15 protein-coding genes are annotated in these 20,493 nt (G+C 73.1%); 13 read left to right on the top strand and 2 right to left on the bottom strand.

All coding sequences use genetic code 11. The features are described 5' to 3' along the window. Positions 1 to 109 precede the first annotated feature (109 nt). The 8 genes from leuS (at position 110) to holA (ending at position 10,398) form a co-directional block, all read left to right on the top strand. Positions 110 to 2,998, top strand: coding sequence for a leucine--tRNA ligase (gene leuS / locus ACH4ZX_RS33280; RefSeq protein ID WP_398281056.1), 2,889 nt, complete (start codon positions 110 to 112; stop codon positions 2,996 to 2,998). Between the two features lie 201 nt (positions 2,999 to 3,199). Then, on the top strand, positions 3,200 to 3,940 hold the full coding sequence (locus ACH4ZX_RS33275) for a hypothetical protein (protein ID WP_398281053.1): 741 nt from the start codon (positions 3,200 to 3,202) through the stop codon (positions 3,938 to 3,940). A gap of 72 nt (positions 3,941 to 4,012) precedes the next feature. Beyond that, positions 4,013 to 4,858 carry a DegV family protein gene (locus ACH4ZX_RS33270; protein WP_398281050.1) on the top strand — a complete coding sequence of 282 codons (846 nt, stop codon included), beginning with the start codon at positions 4,013 to 4,015 and terminating at the stop codon, positions 4,856 to 4,858. A 356-nt stretch (positions 4,859 to 5,214) separates the two neighbouring features. Then, positions 5,215 to 6,120, top strand: a complete 906-nt coding sequence (locus ACH4ZX_RS33265; RefSeq protein WP_398281047.1) for a helix-hairpin-helix domain-containing protein — start codon at positions 5,215 to 5,217, stop codon at positions 6,118 to 6,120. 44 nt (positions 6,121 to 6,164) lie between these two features. Then, positions 6,165 to 8,732 (top strand): ComEC/Rec2 family competence protein, encoded by a 2,568-nt coding sequence (locus tag ACH4ZX_RS33260; protein WP_398281137.1) that lies wholly within the window; start codon positions 6,165 to 6,167, stop codon positions 8,730 to 8,732. Positions 8,733 to 8,801: 69 nt separating this feature from the next. Beyond that, a complete protein-coding gene (locus ACH4ZX_RS33255; protein ID WP_360745943.1) occupies positions 8,802 to 9,047 on the top strand; it encodes a hypothetical protein in 246 nt (81 codons plus the stop codon). 40 nt (positions 9,048 to 9,087) lie between these two features. Then, positions 9,088 to 9,270, top strand: coding sequence for a hypothetical protein (locus ACH4ZX_RS33250; protein WP_398281044.1), 183 nt, complete (start codon positions 9,088 to 9,090; stop codon positions 9,268 to 9,270). 144 nt (positions 9,271 to 9,414) lie between these two features. Then, positions 9,415 to 10,398, top strand: coding sequence for a DNA polymerase III subunit delta (gene holA, locus ACH4ZX_RS33245; RefSeq protein ID WP_360745946.1), 984 nt, complete (start codon positions 9,415 to 9,417; stop codon positions 10,396 to 10,398). 245 nt (positions 10,399 to 10,643) lie between these two features. Here holA and rpsT read toward each other — a convergent pair whose 3' ends face one another. Continuing rightward, entirely contained in the window at positions 10,644 to 10,910 is a 267-nt protein-coding gene (rpsT, locus tag ACH4ZX_RS33240) for a 30S ribosomal protein S20 (protein WP_086168781.1), read from the bottom strand. Between the two features lie 220 nt (positions 10,911 to 11,130). Between rpsT and lepA the strand changes: the two genes are divergently transcribed. From lepA to ACH4ZX_RS33215, 5 genes are all read left to right on the top strand, one after another. Beyond that, positions 11,131 to 12,999, top strand: coding sequence for a translation elongation factor 4 (lepA, locus tag ACH4ZX_RS33235; RefSeq protein ID WP_398281039.1), 1,869 nt, complete (start codon positions 11,131 to 11,133; stop codon positions 12,997 to 12,999). Between the two features lie 293 nt (positions 13,000 to 13,292). After that, positions 13,293 to 15,167, top strand: coding sequence for an AMP-dependent synthetase/ligase (locus ACH4ZX_RS33230; RefSeq protein WP_398281036.1), 1,875 nt, complete (start codon positions 13,293 to 13,295; stop codon positions 15,165 to 15,167). Between the two features lie 266 nt (positions 15,168 to 15,433). After that, positions 15,434 to 17,494, top strand: coding sequence for a SpoIIE family protein phosphatase (locus ACH4ZX_RS33225; protein ID WP_398281033.1), 2,061 nt, complete (start codon positions 15,434 to 15,436; stop codon positions 17,492 to 17,494). Positions 17,495 to 17,782: 288 nt separating this feature from the next. Then, the gene (gene hemW, locus ACH4ZX_RS33220; protein ID WP_398281030.1) at positions 17,783 to 19,015 is read left to right on the top strand and encodes a radical SAM family heme chaperone HemW; all 1,233 of its coding nucleotides are present in this window, start codon (positions 17,783 to 17,785) and stop codon (positions 19,013 to 19,015) included. Between the two features lie 100 nt (positions 19,016 to 19,115). Continuing rightward, positions 19,116 to 19,700 carry a Uma2 family endonuclease gene (locus ACH4ZX_RS33215; RefSeq protein ID WP_398281027.1) on the top strand — a complete coding sequence of 195 codons (585 nt, stop codon included), beginning with the start codon at positions 19,116 to 19,118 and terminating at the stop codon, positions 19,698 to 19,700. On the opposite strand, the gene ACH4ZX_RS33210 is transcribed toward ACH4ZX_RS33215, so the two are convergent. After that, the gene (locus ACH4ZX_RS33210) at positions 19,672 to 20,490 is read right to left on the bottom strand and encodes a DUF3097 domain-containing protein (protein WP_398281024.1); all 819 of its coding nucleotides are present in this window, start codon (positions 20,488 to 20,490) and stop codon (positions 19,672 to 19,674) included. The two genes, ACH4ZX_RS33215 and ACH4ZX_RS33210, sit on opposite strands and share 29 nt — an antisense overlap. Positions 20,491 to 20,493 lie beyond the last annotated feature (3 nt).

The raw sequence follows: 20,493 nt of genomic DNA, 5'->3' as shown, positions 1-20,493 counted from the left end.
CGAATCGGATGGTCGGCATCGGCGCGGCGTCCCCTCCTGTGCGAGGGGATTTTTCGTTTCCTGGGAAGCGCAGCCGCCGGCAGAGACGATCGATGGAGCTTTGAGGATCATGAGCGAGACGAACCCCGCTGCCACCGCTGCGACGTCAGCGGAGGTCGCGCCACACCGCTACACGGCCGCCATGGCCGCGGAGATCGAGGCACGCTGGCAGGACTTCTGGGACGCCGAGGGCACCTACGCGGCGCCGAACCCCGAGGGCGACCTGGCCGGCGACCCCGAGGTCGTCGCCCGGCCCAAGAAGTTCATCATGGACATGTTCCCCTACCCGTCCGGCGCCGGCCTGCACGTCGGCCACCCGCTGGGCTACATCGCCACCGACGTCTTCGCCCGCTTCCAGCGGATGACCGGCCACAACGTCCTGCACACCCTGGGCTTCGACGCCTTCGGCCTGCCCGCCGAGCAGTACGCCGTGCAGACCGGCACGCACCCGCGCGTGTCCACCGAGGCCAACATCGAGAACATGAAGGCCCAGCTGCGCCGGCTGGGCCTGGGCCACGACAAGCGCCGGTCGTTCGCCACGATCGACCCGGACTACTACAAGTGGACCCAGTGGATCTTCCTGCAGATCTACAACTCCTGGTACGACGACGAGGCGGACAAGGCCCGCCCGATCTCCGAGCTGATCGCCCAGTTCGAGACCGGTGAGCGCACCGTGCCCGGCCACACCCGCGCGTGGCACGAACTGAGCGCCGCCGAGCGCGCCGACGTCCTGGGCGAGTTCCGGCTGGCCTACGCCTCCGACGCGCCGGTCAACTGGTGCCCCGGCCTGGGCACCGTGCTGGCCAACGAGGAGGTCACCGCCGACGGCCGCTCCGAGCGCGGCAACTTCCCAGTCTTCAAGGCCAAGCTGCGCCAGTGGAACATGCGGATCACCGCGTACGCCGACCGGCTGCTGGACGACCTGGAGGAGCTGGACTGGCCCGAGGCCATCAAGCTGCAGCAGCGCAACTGGATCGGCCGCTCCGAGGGCGCCCGCGTCGACTTCCCCGTGGACGGCGAGCGGATCACCGTCTTCACCACCCGCCCCGACACCCTGTTCGGCGCGACCTACATGGTCCTGGCGCCCGAGCACCCCCTGGTGGAGAAGTTCACCCCGGAGGCCTGGCCGGAGGGCACCCACCAGGTGTGGACGGGCGGTCACGCCACGCCCGCCGAGGCCGTCGCCGCCTACCGCGCGCAGGCCGCGTCCAAGTCGGACGTGGAGCGGCAGGCCGAGGCCAAGGACAAGACCGGCGTCTTCATCGGCGCGTACGCGACCAACCCGGTCAACGGCGAGCGGATCCCCGTCTTCATCGCCGACTACGTCCTGATGGGCTACGGCACCGGCGCGATCATGGCCGTGCCCGCGGGCGACCAGCGCGACTTCGAGTTCGCGCGCGCCTTCGAGCTGCCGGTCCACTGCATCGTCGAGCCGACCGACGGCCGCGGCACCGACACCTCGACGTGGCAGGACGCCGTCGCCTCCTACGACGCGAAGATCATCAACTCGTCCAACGACGAGATCTCCCTGGACGGCCTGGGCGTCGCCGACGCCAAGGCCCGCGTCACCGAGTGGCTGGAGCGCCGCGGCATCGGCGAGGGCACCGTCAACTTCCGGCTGCGCGACTGGCTGTTCAGCCGCCAGCGCTACTGGGGCGAGCCCTTCCCGATCGTCTACGACGAGGACGGCGTCGCCCACGCGCTGCCCGAGTCGATGCTGCCGCTGGAGCTGCCCGAGGTCGAGGACTACAGCCCGCGCACCTTCGACCCGGACGACGCCGACACCCAGCCCGAGACCCCGCTGTCGCGCAACGAGGAATGGGTCCACGTCACCCTGGACCTGGGCGACGGGCGCGGCCCGCGCAAGTACCGCCGCGAGACCAACACCATGCCCAACTGGGCCGGCTCCTGCTGGTACGAGCTGCGCTACCTGGACCCGCACAACGAGCGCGAGCTGGTCGACCCCGAGATCGAGCGGTACTGGATGGGCCCGCGGGAGGGGCAGCCGCACGGCGGCGTCGACCTGTACGTCGGCGGCGCCGAGCACGCCGTGCTGCACCTGCTGTACGCCCGCTTCTGGTCCAAGGTGCTGTACGACCTGGGGCACGTCTCCTCCGCGGAGCCGTTCCACAAGCTGTTCAACCAGGGCATGATCCAGGCCTACGTCTACCGCGACAGCCGCGGCATCGCGGTGCCGGCGGCCGAGGTGGAGGAGCGCGACGGCGCGTACTACTACCAGGGCGAGAAGGTCTCCCGGCTGCTGGGCAAGATGGGCAAGTCCCTGAAGAACGCGGTCACCCCGGACGAGATCTGCGCCGAGTACGGCGCCGACACGCTGCGCCTGTACGAGATGGCGATGGGCCCGCTGGACGTCTCCCGGCCGTGGGACACGCGCGCGGTGGTCGGCCAGTTCCGGCTGCTGCAGCGGCTGTGGCGCAACATCGTCGACGAGACCACCGGCGAGACGACGGTCGTCGACGCCGAGGCCGACGAGGAGACCCTGCGCGCCCTGCACAAGGCGATCGACGGCGTGCGCCAGGACCTGGAGGGCCTGCGCTTCAACACCGCCATCGCCAAGGTCACGGAGCTGAACAACCACCTGACCAAGGCGGGCGGAGCGGTGCCGCGCCCGGTCGCCGAGCCGCTGGTGCTGATGGTCGCCCCGCTGGCCCCGCACATCGCCGAGGAGCTGTGGCGCCGCCTGGGCCACACCGACTCCGTCGTCCACCAGGACTTCCCGGTGGCCGACCCGGCGTACGTCGTCGACGAGACCGTGACCTGCGTGGTGCAGATCAAGGGCAAGGTCAAGGCGCGGCTGGAGGTCTCGCCGGCCATCTCCGAGGAGGAGCTGGAGAAGGTCGCGCTGGCCGACGACAAGGTCGTGGCGGCGCTGGGCGGCGCCGGGATCCGCAAGGTCATCGTGCGGGCGCCGAAGCTGGTGAACATCGTTCCCGCGTGACCGTTCCCGCGTGATGGTCCGTGCGTGACCGTTCCCGCGTGGTCTTCCTCGCGTGATCTTCGGCTGGTGATCGGCCGAACGCCTCATCCGGGTGGTCCCCTACGGGCAGGTTCGGGGTTCTTCTGGAACTCCGGGCCTGCCCGTAGCGTTTACCGTGGAAGAGCGGCGCGGTGCGCGCCGTGACGCCGGAGGAGGAGCGCAGTGGAAGCAGTGATCGCAGTCTTCGCCCTGCTTTTCGTGCTCCTCGTGGTGCTCGGCGCCTACGCCACGGTGAAGGCGGTCGGCGCCGCCAAGCGGGGCGTGGACCGCACCCTCACCCAGGCCCGGCGCACGGTCGAGGACCACGCGCTGCGGGCCAAATCCTTCGCTCAGCCCGGTCCGGCCGGCGAGCTGGCCCAACTCCGGCTGAAGCTGCGGGCGTCGATGCGCGCCACCCGGGACGCGCTGCAGGCGGGCGTGCCCGAGGACGCGTCACTCAAGGAGGCCCTGGGCCTCTTCGAGCGTCTCAGCGCGTACGGGCACGAGCTGGACGACGAGCTGAGGCGCCTGGAGTCCGAGCCGGACCGCAAGCGGCTCGTCGAGCGACTTCCCGCCCTGCGCGAGCGCGCCGAACGCGTCATCGGCTCGGCGGACTCCCTGCGTTGGGCGGCCCGCGACCGGGCCCGCCGCTTCGCCGACGACGAACTGGACGCGCTGAGCGCGCAGATCGACGTCGAGGCGGGCGCCCTGCGCCACTGGACCGAGCCGGAACAGACCCCCGCCTCCGCTCCCGCCTCCCGGCCCCGGACCCCGGCCGCCGACGGCCCGTCGGCCCGGCAGACCTCCGCCGAGCCGCCCGCCCCGGCCCAGGCCCAGGAGTCGGCCCGGCCCGCCATCACCCCTCCGGTACGGCCTCCCGTCCACCCCTGGCAGAAGAAGGCCCGCCCGGAGACGACGACGTGATCCGGTCAAGGTACGCCCAGGTGAAAAGGGTCGAGCTGCCGCTCGGGCAGCACGCCAGGTAACCTCCAGCTCATGTCCCGCCATGTCGCGATCGTCACCGATTCAACGGCCTACCTGCCGCCGCGGACGATGGAGCGCCACGGCATCACAGCGGTCCCCCTGACGGTGGTCCTGGGCGACCGGGCGCTGGAGGAGGGTACGGAGATCTCCACCCGCTCCCTGGCCCTGGCGCTGCAGAAGCGACGCCCCGTCACCACCTCGAGGCCCAGCCCGCAGGTCTTCGCCGAGACCTACCGCAAGGTCGCCGAGTCCGGGGCCACCGGTATCGTCTCCCTCCACCTGTCCGCCGAACTGTCCGGCACCTACGACGCGGCCGTCCTCGCGGCGCGCGAGGCGCCGGTCCCGGTGCGGGTGGTGGACACCGGCATGATCGCGATGGCGCTGGGCTTCTGCGCGCTCGCCGCGGCGAGGACCGCGGAGGGTGGCGGCACGGTGGACGAGGCGGTCACGGCCGCGGAGAAGCGGGCCTCGGGCACGTCCGCCTTCTTCTACGTCGACACCCTCGACTACCTGCGCCGCGGCGGACGGATCGGCGCCGCCCGAGCCCTGCTCGGCTCCGCGCTCGCCGTGAAACCGCTGCTTCAGCTGCGGGACGGCCGTATCGAGCCGCTGGAGAAGGTGCGGACGGCGTCGAGGGCGATCGCCCGCCTGGAGGAGATCGTGACCGACCGCGCCGCCGGCGCCGAGGTCGACATCGCCGTCCACCACCTCGCCGCCCACGACCGGGCGGAGGCCCTGGCGGACCGCCTTCGGGCGCGGGTGCCCGGCCTGGCCGACCTGCATGTGAGCGAGGTCGGAGCGGTGATCGGGGCGCACACGGGGCCCGGACTGCTGGGGGCCGTGGTCTCGCCCCGGTGATCGGGCCGCGTCACCGCCTCCGCCGACGCCGCTGCCGCTCCCTTTCACCCACGTGGGTGGCCGAGTTGTCCACAACCGGGCGGTAGTCCACGGATTCCGGGCAAGATCATCGCGCGGTGGGGGAGGTGCCCGATCCTCGACGCATGGCACTTCGATCACGTTCACGCACAGCGACCGCGACCAGTGGCCCGGGGCGGAGCCCTGCCTCCGACGGCCGGGTCCGCCATCGCCGAGCACCCGGCCCCGGCGCCGCCCGGCACCGGCGCGCCTCGGCGGACGAACTCCGCCGACGTGCCGGGGCGCTCTTTCCCGAACGCGCCGGCGCGGCAGGGGAGTCGGGGAGCGGACCGCCGGGCGTGCGGGGGTGGGGAGGGGACGCCCGGAGCGGTGAGGCGCCTGCGGATGCGCCACCAGGGGCACCTGGGGAGGGCCCGCCGACACCGGTCGCGCCCGCGGAGACGAAGGCGGAGGCGGACACGGAGAACGCGGCGGACGCGGCGGAGGCGGCGGAGGCGGACGCGGGCGGGGACTGGCGGGGGCGGGCCGGGGCGGCGCTGCGGGAGCGGATGCCGCTGTGGGTGCAGACGCGGTGCGGGCTGGAGCGGCGCAGCGTGTTCGCGCTCGCGGCGTTGCTCGTCCTCACGGCCGTGCTCGCCGTCCAGCACTTCTGGGCCGGCCGTACGCAGTCCGTGCGGGCGCCCGAGGTGGTGCGGGCGGTGGCTGCCGCCGGGGAACGGGCCACCGGAGGCGTACGCGCGTCCGGCGGCCCGGCGGGGGCGGCGCCGAGTGCCCGGGGACCGGCCGGCGCCGAGATCGTGGTGGACGTCAGCGGCAAGGTGCGCGACCCGGGAATCCACCGATTGCCCGCCGGCGCGCGGGTCGTGGACGCTCTGCGGGCGGCGGGCGGGGTACGCCCGGGCACGAGGACCGAAGGGCTCAACCAGGCCCGCTTCCTGGTGGACGGCGAGCAGGTCGTCGTCGGCGGGCCCGGCGGGCCGGTCCCCGCGCCGGTGCCGGGCGGCGGTCCGGCCGGGCCGGTGGGGGCGGCAGCGGGGACGGGGGCGGCCGGTGCGCCGGTGTCCCTCAACACGGCCACGGCGGACCAGTTCGACGCCCTGCCGGGCGTGGGACCGGTGCTGGCCCGGCACATCGTCGACTACCGCACCCAGCACGGCGGCTTCCGCTCGGTCGACGAACTGCGCGAGGTCAACGGCATCGGCGACCGCCGCTTCGCCGATCTGCGCAACCTCGTACGGCCATGAGCCCCGCCCCTGACATCCCGCCCGGGTGCGCTTCCGGCGCCGGGATGGGCGGCCGCCGGCGCCCGGTGTCCCGTCGAGCCGTTCACGCCGGTTCCGGGCGACGGCTCGGGGACGCCCACCCGCGCCAGGAAGGGCCCGCGGACCTGCGGCTCGTACCGCCCGCGGTCACGGTCTGGGCCACGGCCGCGCTGCTGCTGGACGCCCGGTGGGGGTGGGTCGTCGGCGTCGTGGCCGTCTGCCTCGTGGCGGCCGGTCTGCTGCTGCCGACACGGAACGCCGTCCGAGCACGTGCCCGGACTTCGCGTGGTGCCTGGCCGCGCGTCTCGCTCGCCGCCGTTCTGCTCTCTGCCGCCGCGGCCGCCGTCTCGGCCGGGTCGCACGGCGCCGATCCGCGGCGCGGGCCGGTGCCCGCGCTGGCGCGGCAGTACGCCACGGTGACCGCCGAGGTGGAGGTCGCCTCCGATCCCCGGCTCACCCGGCCCCGGATCACCGGGGACCGTGCCGCTCCGGCCGCCGTGCTGATCGAGGCCGACCTGCGGCGGGTGACCGAGGCGGACGGGACGGCGATGACGACGCGGACACCGGTGCTGCTCGTCGTCGACGTCCGAACGGGAGGCATCCGAACGGGAGGCATCCGAACGGGCAGCAGAAGCATGGGAGCCGCCGACGCCGCTCACGCGTCGCCGTGGCTGGGCCTGCTGCCCTCCACCCGCGTCCGTGTCACGGCGCGGGTGGTGCCCCCGCTGGCGGGCGGCGGCAGAGTAGCGGGCGTGCTGCGGGTACGGGGGCAGACCGTGCCGGACGTGGTGGGGGAGCCGTCGCGGGCGCAGCGGTTCGCCGGGCGGCTGCGCGCCGGGTTGCGCGAGGCGACCGACGCGCTGCCGGCGGACGCCCGGGCGCTGCTGCCGGGACTGGTCGTCGGGGACACCTCGCGGATCACCCCGGAACTCGACGTGGCGTTCAAGGAGACCGACCTGGCGCACATGCTCGCCGTGTCCGGGAGCAACCTCACGATCATCCTCGCTCTGCTCGTCGGGCCGCCCGGCCTGGCCCGGCTGGCGGAGCGGCGCGGGCTCGCGCCCCGCCTCGGCATCCCCCTGCGGACGACCGCGCTGCTCGGCGGGGCGCTCACGCTCGGATTCGTCGTCGTGTGCCGGCCGGACCCGAGCGTGCTGCGGGCGGCGGCCTGCGGAGCGGTCGCGCTGCTCGCGCTGGCGACCGGCCGCCGCAGGTCCCTGATCCCCGCGCTGGCGACGGCCGTTCTGCTGCTGCTGCTGTACGACCCGTGGCTGGCCCGCAGTTACGGCTTCCTGCTCTCCGTGCTGGCCACCGGCGCCCTGCTCACCCTCGCGCCGCGCTGGAGCGAGGCACTGCGGCGACGCGGACTCCCGCCGAGAGCGGCCGAGGCGCTGGCCGCGGCGGGCGCCGCGCAGGCCCTGTGCGCACCGGTCGTCGCCGTGCTGTCGGCGCGCGTGAGCCTGGTGGCGGTGCCGTGCAACCTGATCGCGGAGCTCGCGGTGGCGCCGGCCACGGTACTGGGGTTCGCCGCGCTGGCGGTGGCACCGGTGGCGTTGCCCGTCGCCAAGGTGCTGGCGTGGTGTGCGAGTTGGCCGGCCGGGTGGATCGCGGGCGTGGCCCGTACGGGGGCGGCGCTGCCCGGCGGGGGAGTGGACTGGCCGGGGACCTGGGGCGGTGCGGCGCTGCTCGGCCTGGTCACGCTGGGCGTCCTGGTCCTCGGCCGGCGGCTGCTGAGGCATCCGTGGTGGTGCGGGGCCCTGGGGCTGCTGCTCGCCCTGGTGGTGGTGCAACCGCCGCCGCTGACCAGGGTGATCACGGGCTGGCCGCCGCCGGGATGGCGGCTGGTGATGTGCGACGTGGGGCAGGGGGACGCGATGGTGCTCGCGGCGGGAGCGGGCAGCGGCGTCGTCGTGGACGCCGGGCCCGACCCCACGCTCGTCGACCGCTGTCTGCGCACGCTCGGCATCACGAGGATCCCGCTGGTGGTGCTGACCCACTTTCACGCGGACCACGTCGCCGGGCTGCCGGGCGTGTTGCGTGGCCGGTCGGTGGGCGGGATCGAGACGACCGGCTTGGAACAGCCCGCCGATCAGGTGGAGTTCGTGCGGAAGGAGGCGGATGCCGGGCGCATCCCGCTGAGCCGCGCCGTCGCCGGGGAACGGCGGCGCACGGGACCGCTGTCCTGGCAGGTGCTGTGGCCCCCGGCCGGCCCCATGCCCGACCCGGACGGGCCGAACGACTCCAGTGTCACGCTGCTGGTCCGTTCGGCGGGGCTGCGTCTGCTGCTGCTCGGCGACCTCGAACCCCCGGCGCAGCAGGCGCTGTCGAGGTCGCCGGAGGGCGCGCTGCTGGACGGGGTGGACGTGCTGAAGGTCGCGCACCACGGTTCGGCGTACCAGGACCCGGAGCTGATACGCCGGGTGGCGCCGCGGCTGGCGCTCATCTCCTGCGGCGCGGACAACCCGTACGGGCATCCGGCGCCCAGCACGGTGGCGGCGCTGCGGGCCGGGGGCGCGGTGGTGGTACGGACGGACCGGGACGGGGCGCTCGCGGTGGCCGGGACCGGCACGGGGCTGCGGGTCGCGGAAGACTGACGGCATGTCGCTCTCGCCCCTGTGCCGCGTCCCGGCCGTGCGCCGGGCGGGGTGGCGGAGAATGGGCTCGTGAGCGACGTGAGACATGTGCTGGTGCTGCCCGACCGCGACGCCGCGCAGGAGGCGGCCCGGGCGTTGGGGGAGCGGTTCGGGACCGACGAGGAGCCGGAACTGGTACGGGACGCCCTGGCCGGCGAGGACGATGCCGAGGACGCGCAGTGGCTCGTCGTTCTGCGGGACGCGGAGTCGCGGCTGGACGCGGCGGAGCTGGACGCGTTCGCCGGGGAGTGGGACGGCTGGCGCGAGGAGCCGTAGGCCGCCGGGCCGCGGCGCGGACACGGGCCATGGCGACGACGTGGACCATGACGACGACGTGGACCATGGCGACGACGTGGACCATGGCGACGACGTGGACCATGGCGACGACGTGGACCACGGTGACGACGTGGACCACGGTGACGACGTGGGCCGCGAGGCGGACGCGGGCCCTGGGGCCGACACGGGCCGGGGGGTGGTGCGGGTCACGGGGTGGACGTGAGCTGCAGGGCGGTGCGGGCCGCGAGGCGGACCCGGGTCCCGGGGCCGACACGGGCCAACACGGGCCGCGAGGCGGACGCAGGCCATGGGGCAGTGACACAGTGCCCCGACCTCGATGTCGGTGCCGCGTGACATGCTTGTCGCGATGGCCAGGAAGACTGCGAACGACGACCCTCTCGCCCCGGTGACCCTTGCCGTGGGCCAGGAGGACCTGCTGCTCGACCGTGCCGTGCAGGAGGTGGTGGCCGCTGCCCGGGCCGCCGACGCCGACACGGACGTACGGGACCTCACCTCGGACCAGCTGCAGCCCGGCACGCTCGCCGAGCTGACCAGCCCCTCGCTCTTCGCGGAGCGCAAGGTCGTGGTCGTGCGCAATGCGCAGGACCTGTCCGCCGACACGGTCAAGGACGTCAAGGGGTACCTCGGAGCGCCCGCCGAGGAGATCACCCTCGTGCTGTTGCACGCGGGCGGTGCCAAGGGCAAGGGCCTGCTCGACGCGGCCCGCAAGGCGGGCGCGCGGGAGGTGGCGTGCCCGAAGATGACGAAGCCGGCCGACCGGCTGGCCTTCGTCCGGGGGGAGTTCCGGGCGACCGGCAGGTCCGCCACACCCGAGGCGTGCCAGGCGCTCGTCGACGCGATCGGAAGCGACCTGCGCGAGCTGGCGTCCGCGGTCTCCCAACTGGTCGCCGACGTGGAGGGGACCATCGACGAGGCGGTCGTCGGGCGGTACTACACCGGGCGGGCCGAGGCGTCGAGCTTCACGGTCGCCGACCGCGCAGTGGAAGGGCGGGCGGCCGAGGCCCTGGAGGCGCTGCGCTGGGCGCTGGCGACGGGCGTCGCGCCGGTGATGATCACCAGCGCCCTCGCGCAGGGCGTGCGGGCGATCGGCAAGCTGTCCTCCGCGCGCGGGGGACGGCCCGCCGATCTGGCGCGGGAGCTGGGCATGCCGCCGTGGAAGATCGACCGGGTGCGCCAGCAGATGCGGGGCTGGACCCCGGACGGGGTCGCGGTCGCCCTGCGCGCGGTCGCCGACGCCGACGCCGGGGTCAAGGGCGGCGGCGACGACCCCGGCTACGCCCTGGAGAAGGCGGTGGTCACCATCGCCCGCGCCGCGCGCAGCCGACGGTAGAAGCCCGGGCCCACCGCCGAGCCGAAGCCGCCGAGCCGCAGCCGCCGAGCCGCAGCCTCCGGGACGGACGAAGGCCCCGCCTCCCTGCCCCTGGGGAAGGGGAGAGGAGGCGGGGCCTTCGGTGAAGCCGGTGAGTCCGTACCCGCGTGGCGAACGCAGGCCGCGTACGGACTCGGGATGCCGGACGGGAGCGGATGAGAGAGGGCCCGCTCGATTCCCTCCGGCGGTCAGATCAAGAGTTGGTGTCAGCCCTTGAGGGACGCGACCTTGGCAGCCAGCGCCGACTTCTTGTTGGCGGCCTGGTTCTTGTGGATGACGCCCTTCGAGACGGCCTTGTCGAGCTGACGCGCGGCAGCGCGCTGGTACTCGGTGGCCTTCTCGACGTCACCCGCGGCAGCGGCCTCGCGGGCCTTGCGGATCGCGGTCTTCAGGGAGGACTTGACGGCCTTGTTGCGCAGCCGGGCCTTCTCGTTGGTCTTGATCCGCTTGATCTGGGACTTGATGTTCGCCACGAATGAGCCTTTTCAGGTTCAGGCACGGGGCCGCAGGGGTCCCGTGCCAGGTGATTTCTTGGGAGTGCCTCGCGCTGAGAGGGCATGAGACACAGCGACCCAGGCTACCAGCGGCCGCCCGAGTGGCCCAAACCGGTCGTCGGTCCGCGCGCGTGGGACCATGGAGGCTACGTATCGATCCGACCCGAGGCATAAGGCGCCTCAAGAGACAGGACCCTGCGTGCCCGCGACCCCTAACAATGTGCCCGAGCCGAGCCGTACCGCCCCGGCTCTGATCCGCAATTTCTGCATCATCGCGCACATCGACCACGGCAAGTCCACGCTCGCCGACCGGATGCTCCAGCTGACCGGCGTCGTCGAGCAGCGGCAGATGCGCGCCCAGTACCTCGACCGCATGGACATCGAGCGCGAGCGCGGCATCACGATCAAGTCCCAGGCCGTGCGCCTGCCCTGGGCTCCCACCGACGACCCGGGCAACACGCACATCCTCAACATGATCGACACCCCGGGGCACGTCGACTTCACCTACGAGGTCTCGCGGTCGCTCGCCGCCTGCGAGGGGACCGTCCTCCTCGTCGACGCCGCCCAGGGCATCGAGGCGCAGACCCTCGCCAACCTCTACCTGGCGATGGAGAACGACCTCACGATCATCCCGGTGCTCAACAAGATCGACCTGCCGGCCGCGCAGCCGGAGAAGTTCGCCGAGGAGCTCGCCAACCTCGTCGGCTGCGAGCCCGGTGACGTGCTGAAGGTCTCCGCCAAGACCGGTCTGGGCGTCGAGGCGCTGCTCGACAAGGTGGTCGCCGAGATCCCGGCCCCGGTCGGCGTCGCGGACGCCCCCGCCCGCGCCATGATCTTCGACTCCGTGTACGACTCCTACCGCGGCGTCGTGACGTACGTCCGTGTCATCGACGGACAGCTCAACAAGCGCGAGCGCATCCGGATGATGTCGACGGGCGCCACCCACGAGCTGCTGGAGATCGGCACCAACTCGCCGGAGATGCTGCCCGCCGACGGCCTCGGCGTCGGCGAGGTGGGCTACCTGATCACCGGTGTGAAGGACGTCCGCCAGTCCAAGGTCGGCGACACCGTCACCAGCCAGCACAAGGGGGCCACCGAGGCGCTCGGCGGCTACAAGGACCCCAAGCCGATGGTCTTCTCCGGCCTGTATCCGCTGGACGGCTCCGACTACCCCGAGCTGCGCGAGGCGCTGGACAAGCTCCAGCTCAACGACGCCGCGCTGGTCTACGAGCCGGAGACCTCCGCCGCCCTCGGCTTCGGCTTCCGCGTCGGCTTCCTGGGTCTGCTGCACCTCGACGTCATCCGGGAGCGCCTGGAGCGCGAGTTCGGTCTCGACCTGATCGCCACCGCGCCCAACGTGGTCTACCGCGTGATCATGGAGGACGGCACCGAGACGGTCGTCACCAACCCGAGCGAGTTCCCCGAGGGCAAGATCGACGAGGTGTTCGAGCCGGTCGTGCGGGCCACGATCCTCGCGCCGACCGAGTTCATCGGCGCGATCATGGAGCTGTGCCAGACCCGGCGCGGCACCCTGCTCGGCATGGACTACCTCTCCGAGGACCGCGTCGAGATCCGCTACACCCTCCCGCTCGCCGAGATCGTCTTCGACTTCTTCGACCAGCTGAAGTCCAAGACGCGCGGTTACGCCTCGCTGGACTACGAGCCCACCGGCGAGCAGTCCAGCTCGCTCGTCAAGGTCGACATCCTGCTGCACGGCGACAAGGTGGACGCCTTCTCCGCGATCACCCACAAGGACCAGGCGTACGCCTACGGCGTCCGGCTCGTCGCCAAGCTCAAGGAGCTCATCCCGCGGCAGAACTTCGAGGTGCCGGTGCAGGCCGCCATCGGCTCGCGGGTCATCGCCCGCGAGACCATCCGCGCCATCCGCAAGGACGTCCTCGCCAAGTGCTACGGCGGCGACATCTCCCGCAAGCGCAAGCTGCTGGAGAAGCAGAAGGAGGGCAAGAAGCGGATGAAGATGGTGGGTTCGGTGGAAGTTCCGCAGGAGGCCTTCATCGCCGTGCTGAGCAGCGATGACAGCGCGGGGCCGGCCAAGGGCAAGAAGTAACCGCCGCCCGTCGCCGCCGACACGGCAAACCGGGCGCAACAGGGGCCCGCCGCACGAAAGCGCGGCGGGCCCCCGCGCGTGCGTGGCGTCGTTCTCCGTACGAAGTGACAGTCCGCCGCCCCTTACGAACCGGGCGGTCGGGCCGTACTCTGATCCCTGCTCAATAGTTACTCGTGAGTTAAACAACGCGTCGCGGGTAAGAACCAGCCGTACTGAGTCAGCCCTACTGAGCCGGCCCCACTGAGCCGGCCTGTACTGAGCCAGCCGCACCGTCGCGGGTCCCGGAGGATGTCGTGAGCGACACACAGACACTGATCGAGAACCGTCCGCCGTCCGTGGCGGCCCTCTTCCTGGAGCGTGTGGCGGCCACTCCGGACGCCGAGGCCTACCGCTACCCCGTTCCGTCCGCATCGGGCACGGGTCCCGACGACTGGAAGTCGCTGACCTGGGCGCAGTCCGCCGAGCGGGTGTACGCCATCGCGGCCGGGCTGATCGAACTCGGCGTGCAGCCCGAGCAGCGCGTCGCGCTCGCCTCCTCCACCCGCCTGGAGTGGATCCTCGCCGACCTCGGCATCATGTGCGCCGGGGCGGCCACGACGACCGTCTACCCGCAGACCAACGCCGAGGAGTCGGCGTTCATCCTCTCCGACTCCGAGAGCCGGGTGCTGATCGCGGAGAACGCCGAGCAGCTGGCCAAGGCGGAGCAGAAGCGTGCCGAGCTGCCCGAGCTGACCCACGTCGTGGTGATCGACGCGGACGGCGTCGAGACCGGCGACCGGGTGCTCACCCTCGCCGAGCTGGAGAGCCGCGGAGCGGCGTACCTGGAGAAGAACCCGAACCTGATCCGGGAGCGCGTCGGCAAGATCACCAAGGATCAGCTCGCCACCCTCATCTACACCTCCGGTACCACCGGCCGGCCCAAGGGCGTCCGCCTCCCGCACGACAACTGGTCGTACATGGCCAAGGCGATCTCCGCGACCGGGCTGATCAGCGCCGAGGACGTGCAGTACCTGTGGCTGCCGCTCGCGCACGTCTTCGGCAAGGTGCTGACCTCCGGCCAGATCGAGGCCGGCCACGTCACGGCCGTCGACGGCCGCGTCGACAAGATCATCGAGAATCTGCCGGTCGTGCAGCCGACGTACATGGCCGCCGTGCCGCGCATCTTCGAGAAGGTCTACAACGGGGTCGCCGCCAAGGCCCGCGCGGGCGGCGCCGCCAAGTACAAGATCTTCCAGTGGGCCGCCGAGGTCGCCCGCGAGTACGCCAGGACCGCCCAGGACAACTTCCGGCGCACCGGCACCGCCGCCGTCCCCTTCGGGCTCGGCGCCAAGCACAAGGTCGCCGACGCCCTCGTCTACGCCAAGATCCGCGAGGCCTTCGGTGGCAGGCTGCGCGCCTGCGTCTCCGGCTCCGCCGCCCTCGCCCCGGACATCGGCTACTTCTTCTCCGGCGCCGGTATCCACATCCTGGAGGGCTACGGCCTGACGGAGTCCTCCGCCGCCTCCTTCGTCAACCCCGGCGAGGCCTACCGCACCGGCACGGTCGGCAAGCCGCTGCCCGGCACGCAGGTGCGCATCGCGGACGACGGCGAGATCCTGCTGCGCGGCCCCGGCATCATGCAGGGCTACCACGGGCTGCCCGAGAAGACCGCCGAGGTGCTGGAGCCGGACGGCTGGTTCCACACCGGCGACATCGGCGAGCTGTCGCCCGACGGCTACCTGCGCATCACCGACCGCAAGAAGGACCTCATCAAGACGTCCGGCGGCAAGTACATCGCGCCCGCCGAGGTCGAGGGCCAGTTCAAGGCCGTGTGTCCGTACGTGTCCAACATCCTCGTGCACGGCGCCGACCGGAACTTCTGCACGGCGCTCATCGCCCTGGACGAGCCGTCCATCCTGGAGTGGGCGAAGGGCAACGGGCTGGAGGGCAAGCCGTACGCCGAGGTGGTGGCCGCGCCGGTCACCGTCGAGATGGTCCAGGGCTACGTCACGCAGCTCAACGAAGGGCTGCAGCGCTGGCAGACGATCAAGAAGTTCCGCCTGCTGCCGCGCGACCTCGACGTCGAGCACGGCGAGATCACGCCGAGCCTGAAGCTGAAGCGGCCGGTCGTCGAGCGGGAGTACAAGCACCTCATCGACGAGATGTACGCCGGCACGCGCGAGGCGTGAGACCGGCGCACGGCGGGGCGGGCGGAGCGTTCAGACGGTCCGCCCGCCCCGCCGTGACACGTCGATCACCTGATCGGGGCGGTCAGAAGGCGCGGCCCGGATGCTCGGACCCGCTCGGGATTGCGCTCCGCTTCGAGCACATGCGGAGCAGTTTCCGTACTCATGCCGACCTACTTCGGTAACCCGCTGCTTACGGACGCATTCGTTCTGTCACTCTGTCCGTGTCGACTGAGGCGTATGCGTGCTGATCGCTCGGGGAGCTGGACATGGAGGTCGTTCCGAGGCGACGGGAGACCGCTTCCGGTGTCCCCGATGTCTGCGGTGTCCCCGACGCGTCGGCGCGCCGCGGCGGGCGCCGGCCCGCGGAGGACGTCGCTGCGGGCGCGACCCTGCCCCCCGGCCCCGACGCGCCGCGCTCCGCCCGCGACCTCGTGCGCGCCGCGCTCACCGAAGCGGCCCGGGCCGGGCGGCCCGGCACCGGACACCTCACCGAGCGCCTCGTCGAGGACGTCCTCGTCGTCGTCAGCGAACTCGTCACCAACGCCGTCGTGCACGCGGGCACCGAGGTCGAGGTGGTCTGCCGGGCGGAGGAGGCGGCCGGCGCCGTCGTCGTGGAGGTCTCCGACCGCCACCCCTCCCGCGCCCCGCGCGACCCGGTCACCGAACCGGCGCACGAGACGGAGTACGGCCGCGGCCTGCACCTGGTCGCCACCCTCGCCGAATCCTGGGGCGTCACCTTCCGCAGGGGCACCAAGACGGTGTGGGCGCGGCTGCCCGCCGACGGCAGCGCCGCTGAGGGCCGGACCGGCGAGCCGGCCGACCGGCCCGCCCCGCAGCACGATCTCGCCGTCGCCGGTTTCCTCGCCCCCGAGCCGCCCCTGTTCCCCATCCCGCTCCGGATCCCGCTCCCGGCGCGGTTCCAGGTGCAGCTCCCGGCCGCGTCCCCGCCCCCGCTGCCGGCCGCGCCCCCGCTGCCGGCGGCGCTCCGGGCGGTGGACGTCCGGCGCGCCGAGCGCGACCGGGACTGGCTGGGCCGCGGCGCCCTGTCGTTCCTCGCGGAGGCATCCGACCTGCTCGCCGGGCAGCTCGACGAGAACCTGGTCGCCGCGCTCGCCGGCCAGCTGATCGTGCCGCGGCTCGCCGACTGGTGCGCGGTCTGGCTGGAGGACGAGCTCACCGGCCGCGCGGGCCGGGCGGCCGACGGGACCCCCGGCGCCGGGCCGCGGCTCGCCCGTGTCTGGCACAGCAGCGAGAACCGCATCGAGGAACTGCGCCGGGTCCTGGAGAAGACCCCGCCCCGCCGCCGGGAGGCCCCCGGGAAGTCGGGGCCCGCGCCCTACGCCTGGCCCGGCGAGGCGCTCGGGCCGGGCGAGGCGGCCGGCACGGCACTCGCCCACCCCCTGATCGCGGGCGGCCGGCCGCTGGGCACCCTCGTGATCGGACGCGCCGGACTGCTCAGCTTCCCCGATGAGATCACCGGACTCGTCGAGGACTTCAGCCGCCGGGTGGCGCTGGCCGTCGGCGCCGCCCGCCAGTACGCCCGCCAGGCCACCATCAGCCGCGTGCTGCAGCGCGGCCTGCTGCCCACCGCCGTCGCCGAGATCCCCGGCGTGCGCAGCGCCCTCGTCTACGAGCCCTGCGACAAGGGCGGGCCCAGCGGCGACTTCTACGACCTCTTCCCGGCCGGCGACGGCCGATGGTGCTTCGCGGTCGGCGACGTGCAGGGCAAGGGCCCCGAGGCCGCCGTCGTCATCGGTCTCGTCCGGCCCTGGCTGCGGCTGCTCGCCCGTGAGGGCTACCGCGTCGCCGACGTGCTGGACCGGCTCAACCGGCTGCTCCTCGACGACACGATGGAGGCCGCCGACGCCGCCGCCCGGGCCCTGGTGCGGCCGCCCGGCCCCGGCGACGGCCCGCAGACCCGCTTCCTCTCCGTCCTGTACGGCGAGCTGATCCCCTTCGAAGGCGGCGTCCGCTGCACCCTCGCCTCCGCCGGGCACCCGCTGCCGCTGCTGCTCGGGCCCGACGGCGCCGTCCGCACCGTCGCCCGGCCGCAGACGCTCATCGGCGTCGTCGAGGACGAGACGTACACCAGCGAGACGTTCGAACTGCGGCCCGGCGACAGCCTGCTGTGCGTCACCGACGGCGTGACGGAGCGGCGCTGCGGCTCGCGCCAGTTCGACGACGCCGACGGGCTCGCGACGGCGCTCGCCGGGTGCGCCGGGCTGAGCGCCCACCTCATCGCCGAGCGCATCCGGCGGCTGGTGCACGAGTTCGGCGGCGGCGCCCCGGAGGACGACCTGGCGCTGCTGGTGCTCCAGGCGGAGTAGCGGAACCGAGCGGCACAACAGGCGAACAGCGGATGCCCGCGGCAACCGGCCCACGACCCGCGGCCCACGGCGTCGGCCCACGGCCCGCGGCAACCGGCCCACAGCGTCGGCCCACGACCCGCGGCCCACGGTCCGCGGCAAGCGGCCCACGGTCCGCGGCAACCGGCCCACGGCCCACGACCCACGGCGTCGGCCCACGACCCACGGCGTCGGCCCACGGCCCGCGGCAACCGGCCCACGGCCCGCGCACCGGACCGGCCCCCGCGCGGGTACGGGACAATGGAGCACATGCCTTCCGCACTCCCCGACGGCGAGCCCGTCCCCGCCGACGGCGCCCTGCCCGCGCCCGCGCTCGCCGGGGCCGCCGACCGCCCCCTCGGGTTCTACCTGCACGTCCCGTACTGCGCGACCCGCTGCGGCTACTGCGACTTCAACACCTACACCGCGACCGAGCTGCGCGGCACCGGCGGCGTCCTCGCCTCCCGCGACAACTACGCGGACACGCTGATCGACGAGATCCGGCTGGCCCGCAAGGTGCTCGGCGACGACCCCCGGGAGGTCCGCACGGTCTTCGTCGGCGGCGGCACCCCGACGCTGCTGGCCGCCGCCGACCTGGTACGGATGCTGGGCGCGATCCGCGACGAGTTCGGCCTCGCGGCGGACGCGGAGGTCACCACGGAGGCGAACCCGGAGTCCGTCGGCCCGGAGTACCTGGCCGCACTGCGGGAGGGCGGCTTCAACCGGGTCTCCTTCGGCATGCAGAGCGCCCGGCAGCACGTCCTGCGGGTCCTCGACCGCACCCACACCCCCGGCCGCCCGGAGGCCTGCGTCGCCGAGGCCCGCGCGGCCGGCTTCGCGCACGTCAACCTCGACCTGATCTACGGCACCCCGGGCGAGTCGGACGACGACTGGCGGGCCTCGCTCGACGCGGCGATCGGCGCGGGTCCCGACCACGTCTCGGCGTACGCCCTGATCGTCGAGGAGGGCACGCGGCTCGCCCACCGCATCCGTCGCGGCGAGGTCCCGATGACCGACGACGACGTGCACGCCGACCGCTACCTGATCGCGGAGGAGACCCTGTCGGCGGCCGGCTTCGGCTGGTACGAGGTCTCCAACTGGGCCACCTCCGAGCAGGCCCGCTGCCTGCACAACGAGCTGTACTGGCGTGGCGCCGACTGGTGGGGCGCGGGACCGGGGGCCCACTCGCACGTCGGCGGGGTGCGCTGGTGGAACGCCAAGCACCCCGGCGCCTACGCGGCGGCCCTGGCGGCCGGGCGCTCGCCGGGGGCCGGCCGCGAGCTGCTGTCCGACGAGGACCGGCGCGTGGAGCGGATCCTGCTGGAGCTGCGGCTGCGCGAGGGAGTCCCGCTGTCCCTGCTGAAGCAGGACGGCCTGGCGGCCTCCCGGCGCGCACTGGCGGACGGCCTGCTGGAGAGCGGGCCGTACGACGAGGGACGGGCGGCCCTCACCCTGCGGGGACGACTGCTGGCGGACGCGGTGGTCCGGGACCTGGTGGACTGATCAGCCGGCGGAGTGAATCACTGCGGAACGCCGGTCCGGTCCCTGACCTGGTTCGTAGGCTGCCGCTGACAGGACGCGGCGGATGTGGAGGGCCACGGGGATGACCGCTGTGGACGAGCGCGGGATGACCAGGTACTTCGAGGAGCTTGAGCCTCCCGAGGGCGTGAGAGCCGAGCTTCTCCGGGGGGAAATCGTGATGATGGCCAGCCCTGATCTGGTGCACAACATCATCGTGATGTTGATCGGCAGGCAGATCCCGGGCGACCGGTGGTATGCCATCCAGACCCAGCACGTCGACATCGTCGACGAGGCCAGCGAGCCCGTCCCGGACCTGGTGGTCGTGGAGCCCGAAGTGCTGCCCGCCTCGGGGCGACTGCTGCCGGCCCAGCTCATCAGCATGGTCGTGGAGGTCGTCTCGAAGACCAGTGTCGACAGGGACTTCAGGACGAAGCGGTCGATCTACGCGGCCGGCGGTGTGCCCGTCCACCTCATCGTCGATCCGGTCATGGCGCAGTGCGTCCTGCTCACGAAACCCGTCGGCGAGGGCGAGAAGGCAGACTACAAGGGGCAGGAGAAGACGAAGTTCGGCGATCCGCTGAGCATCAGCGCTCTGGGTATCGAACTCGACACGAGTGGGTTCGGCACGCTGCCCGACGTCAGGCCCCATCCGTGGCCGCTGCCGTGACGAAGTCGATCAGCTCCTCCACCCGCCCCAGCAGCTCCGGCTCCAGGTCCTTGTAGGACGTCACCCGCGCCAGGATCGCCTGCCACACGGCGCCCGTGTTGTCCGACGGCCAGCCCAGCGCCCGGCACACGCCCGTCTTCCAGTCCTGCCCGTGCGGCACGCGCGGCCAGCCCGCGATGCCCAGGGAGGACGGCTTCACCGCCTCCCAGACGTCGATGTACGGATGGCCGACGACCAGCGCGTGCTCGCTGGTCACCTGCTGTGCGATCCGCCACTCCTTCGACCCGGGGACCAGGTGGTCGACCAGGACGCCCAGCCGCGCGTCCGGGCCCGGCGCGAACCCGGCCACGATCGACGGCAGGTCGTCCACGCCCTCCAGGTACTCCACCACCACGCCCTCGACGCGCAGGTCGTCGCCCCACACCTTCTCCACCAGCTCCGCGTCGTGCCGTCCCTCGACGTAGATGCGCCCGGCGCGGGCCACGCGCGCGCGTGCGCCGGGCACGGCGACCGAACCGGACGCCGTACGGGTGGGCCGCAGCGGGCCGGAAGACGGCTTGACGAGGGTCACCGGGCGGCCCTCCAGCAGGAACCCGCGCGGCTCCATCGGGAACACCCGGTGCTTGCCGAAGCGGTCCTCCAGGGTCACCGTGCCCGCCTCGCAGCGGATCACCGCCCCGCAGAAGCCGCTCGCGGGCTCCTCGACCACCAGGCCCGGTTCCGCCGGGACCTCCGGCGCGGGCCCGGTCTTCTTCCACGGAGGGGTCAGGTCCGGAGAGTACTGGCGCATTCG

This window comes from Streptomyces sp. NPDC020490, from assembly GCF_044335305.1.
Classification (GTDB): Bacteria; Actinomycetota; Actinomycetes; order Streptomycetales; family Streptomycetaceae; genus Streptomyces.
Note: the sequence above shows the minus strand (reverse complement) of the source record. Positions and strands in the feature narration are given on the sequence as shown.

Excerpts from the sequence above, each read along its gene's own strand:
- leuS (WP_398281056.1), top strand. The coding sequence starts at position 110 with ATGAGCGAGACGAACCCCGCTGCCACCGCTGCGACGTCAGCGGAGGTC.
- ACH4ZX_RS33270 (WP_398281050.1), top strand. The coding sequence starts at position 4,013 with ATGTCCCGCCATGTCGCGATCGTCACCGATTCAACGGCCTACCTGCCG.
- ACH4ZX_RS33260 (WP_398281137.1), top strand. The coding sequence starts at position 6,165 with ATGGGCGGCCGCCGGCGCCCGGTGTCCCGTCGAGCCGTTCACGCCGGT.
- holA (WP_360745946.1), top strand. The coding sequence starts at position 9,415 with ATGGCCAGGAAGACTGCGAACGACGACCCTCTCGCCCCGGTGACCCTT.
- ACH4ZX_RS33225 (WP_398281033.1), top strand. The coding sequence starts at position 15,434 with ATGGAGGTCGTTCCGAGGCGACGGGAGACCGCTTCCGGTGTCCCCGAT.
- hemW (WP_398281030.1), top strand. The coding sequence starts at position 17,783 with ATGCCTTCCGCACTCCCCGACGGCGAGCCCGTCCCCGCCGACGGCGCC.
- ACH4ZX_RS33215 (WP_398281027.1), top strand. The coding sequence starts at position 19,116 with ATGACCGCTGTGGACGAGCGCGGGATGACCAGGTACTTCGAGGAGCTT.
- ACH4ZX_RS33210 (WP_398281024.1), bottom strand. The coding sequence starts at position 20,490 with ATGCGCCAGTACTCTCCGGACCTGACCCCTCCGTGGAAGAAGACCGGG.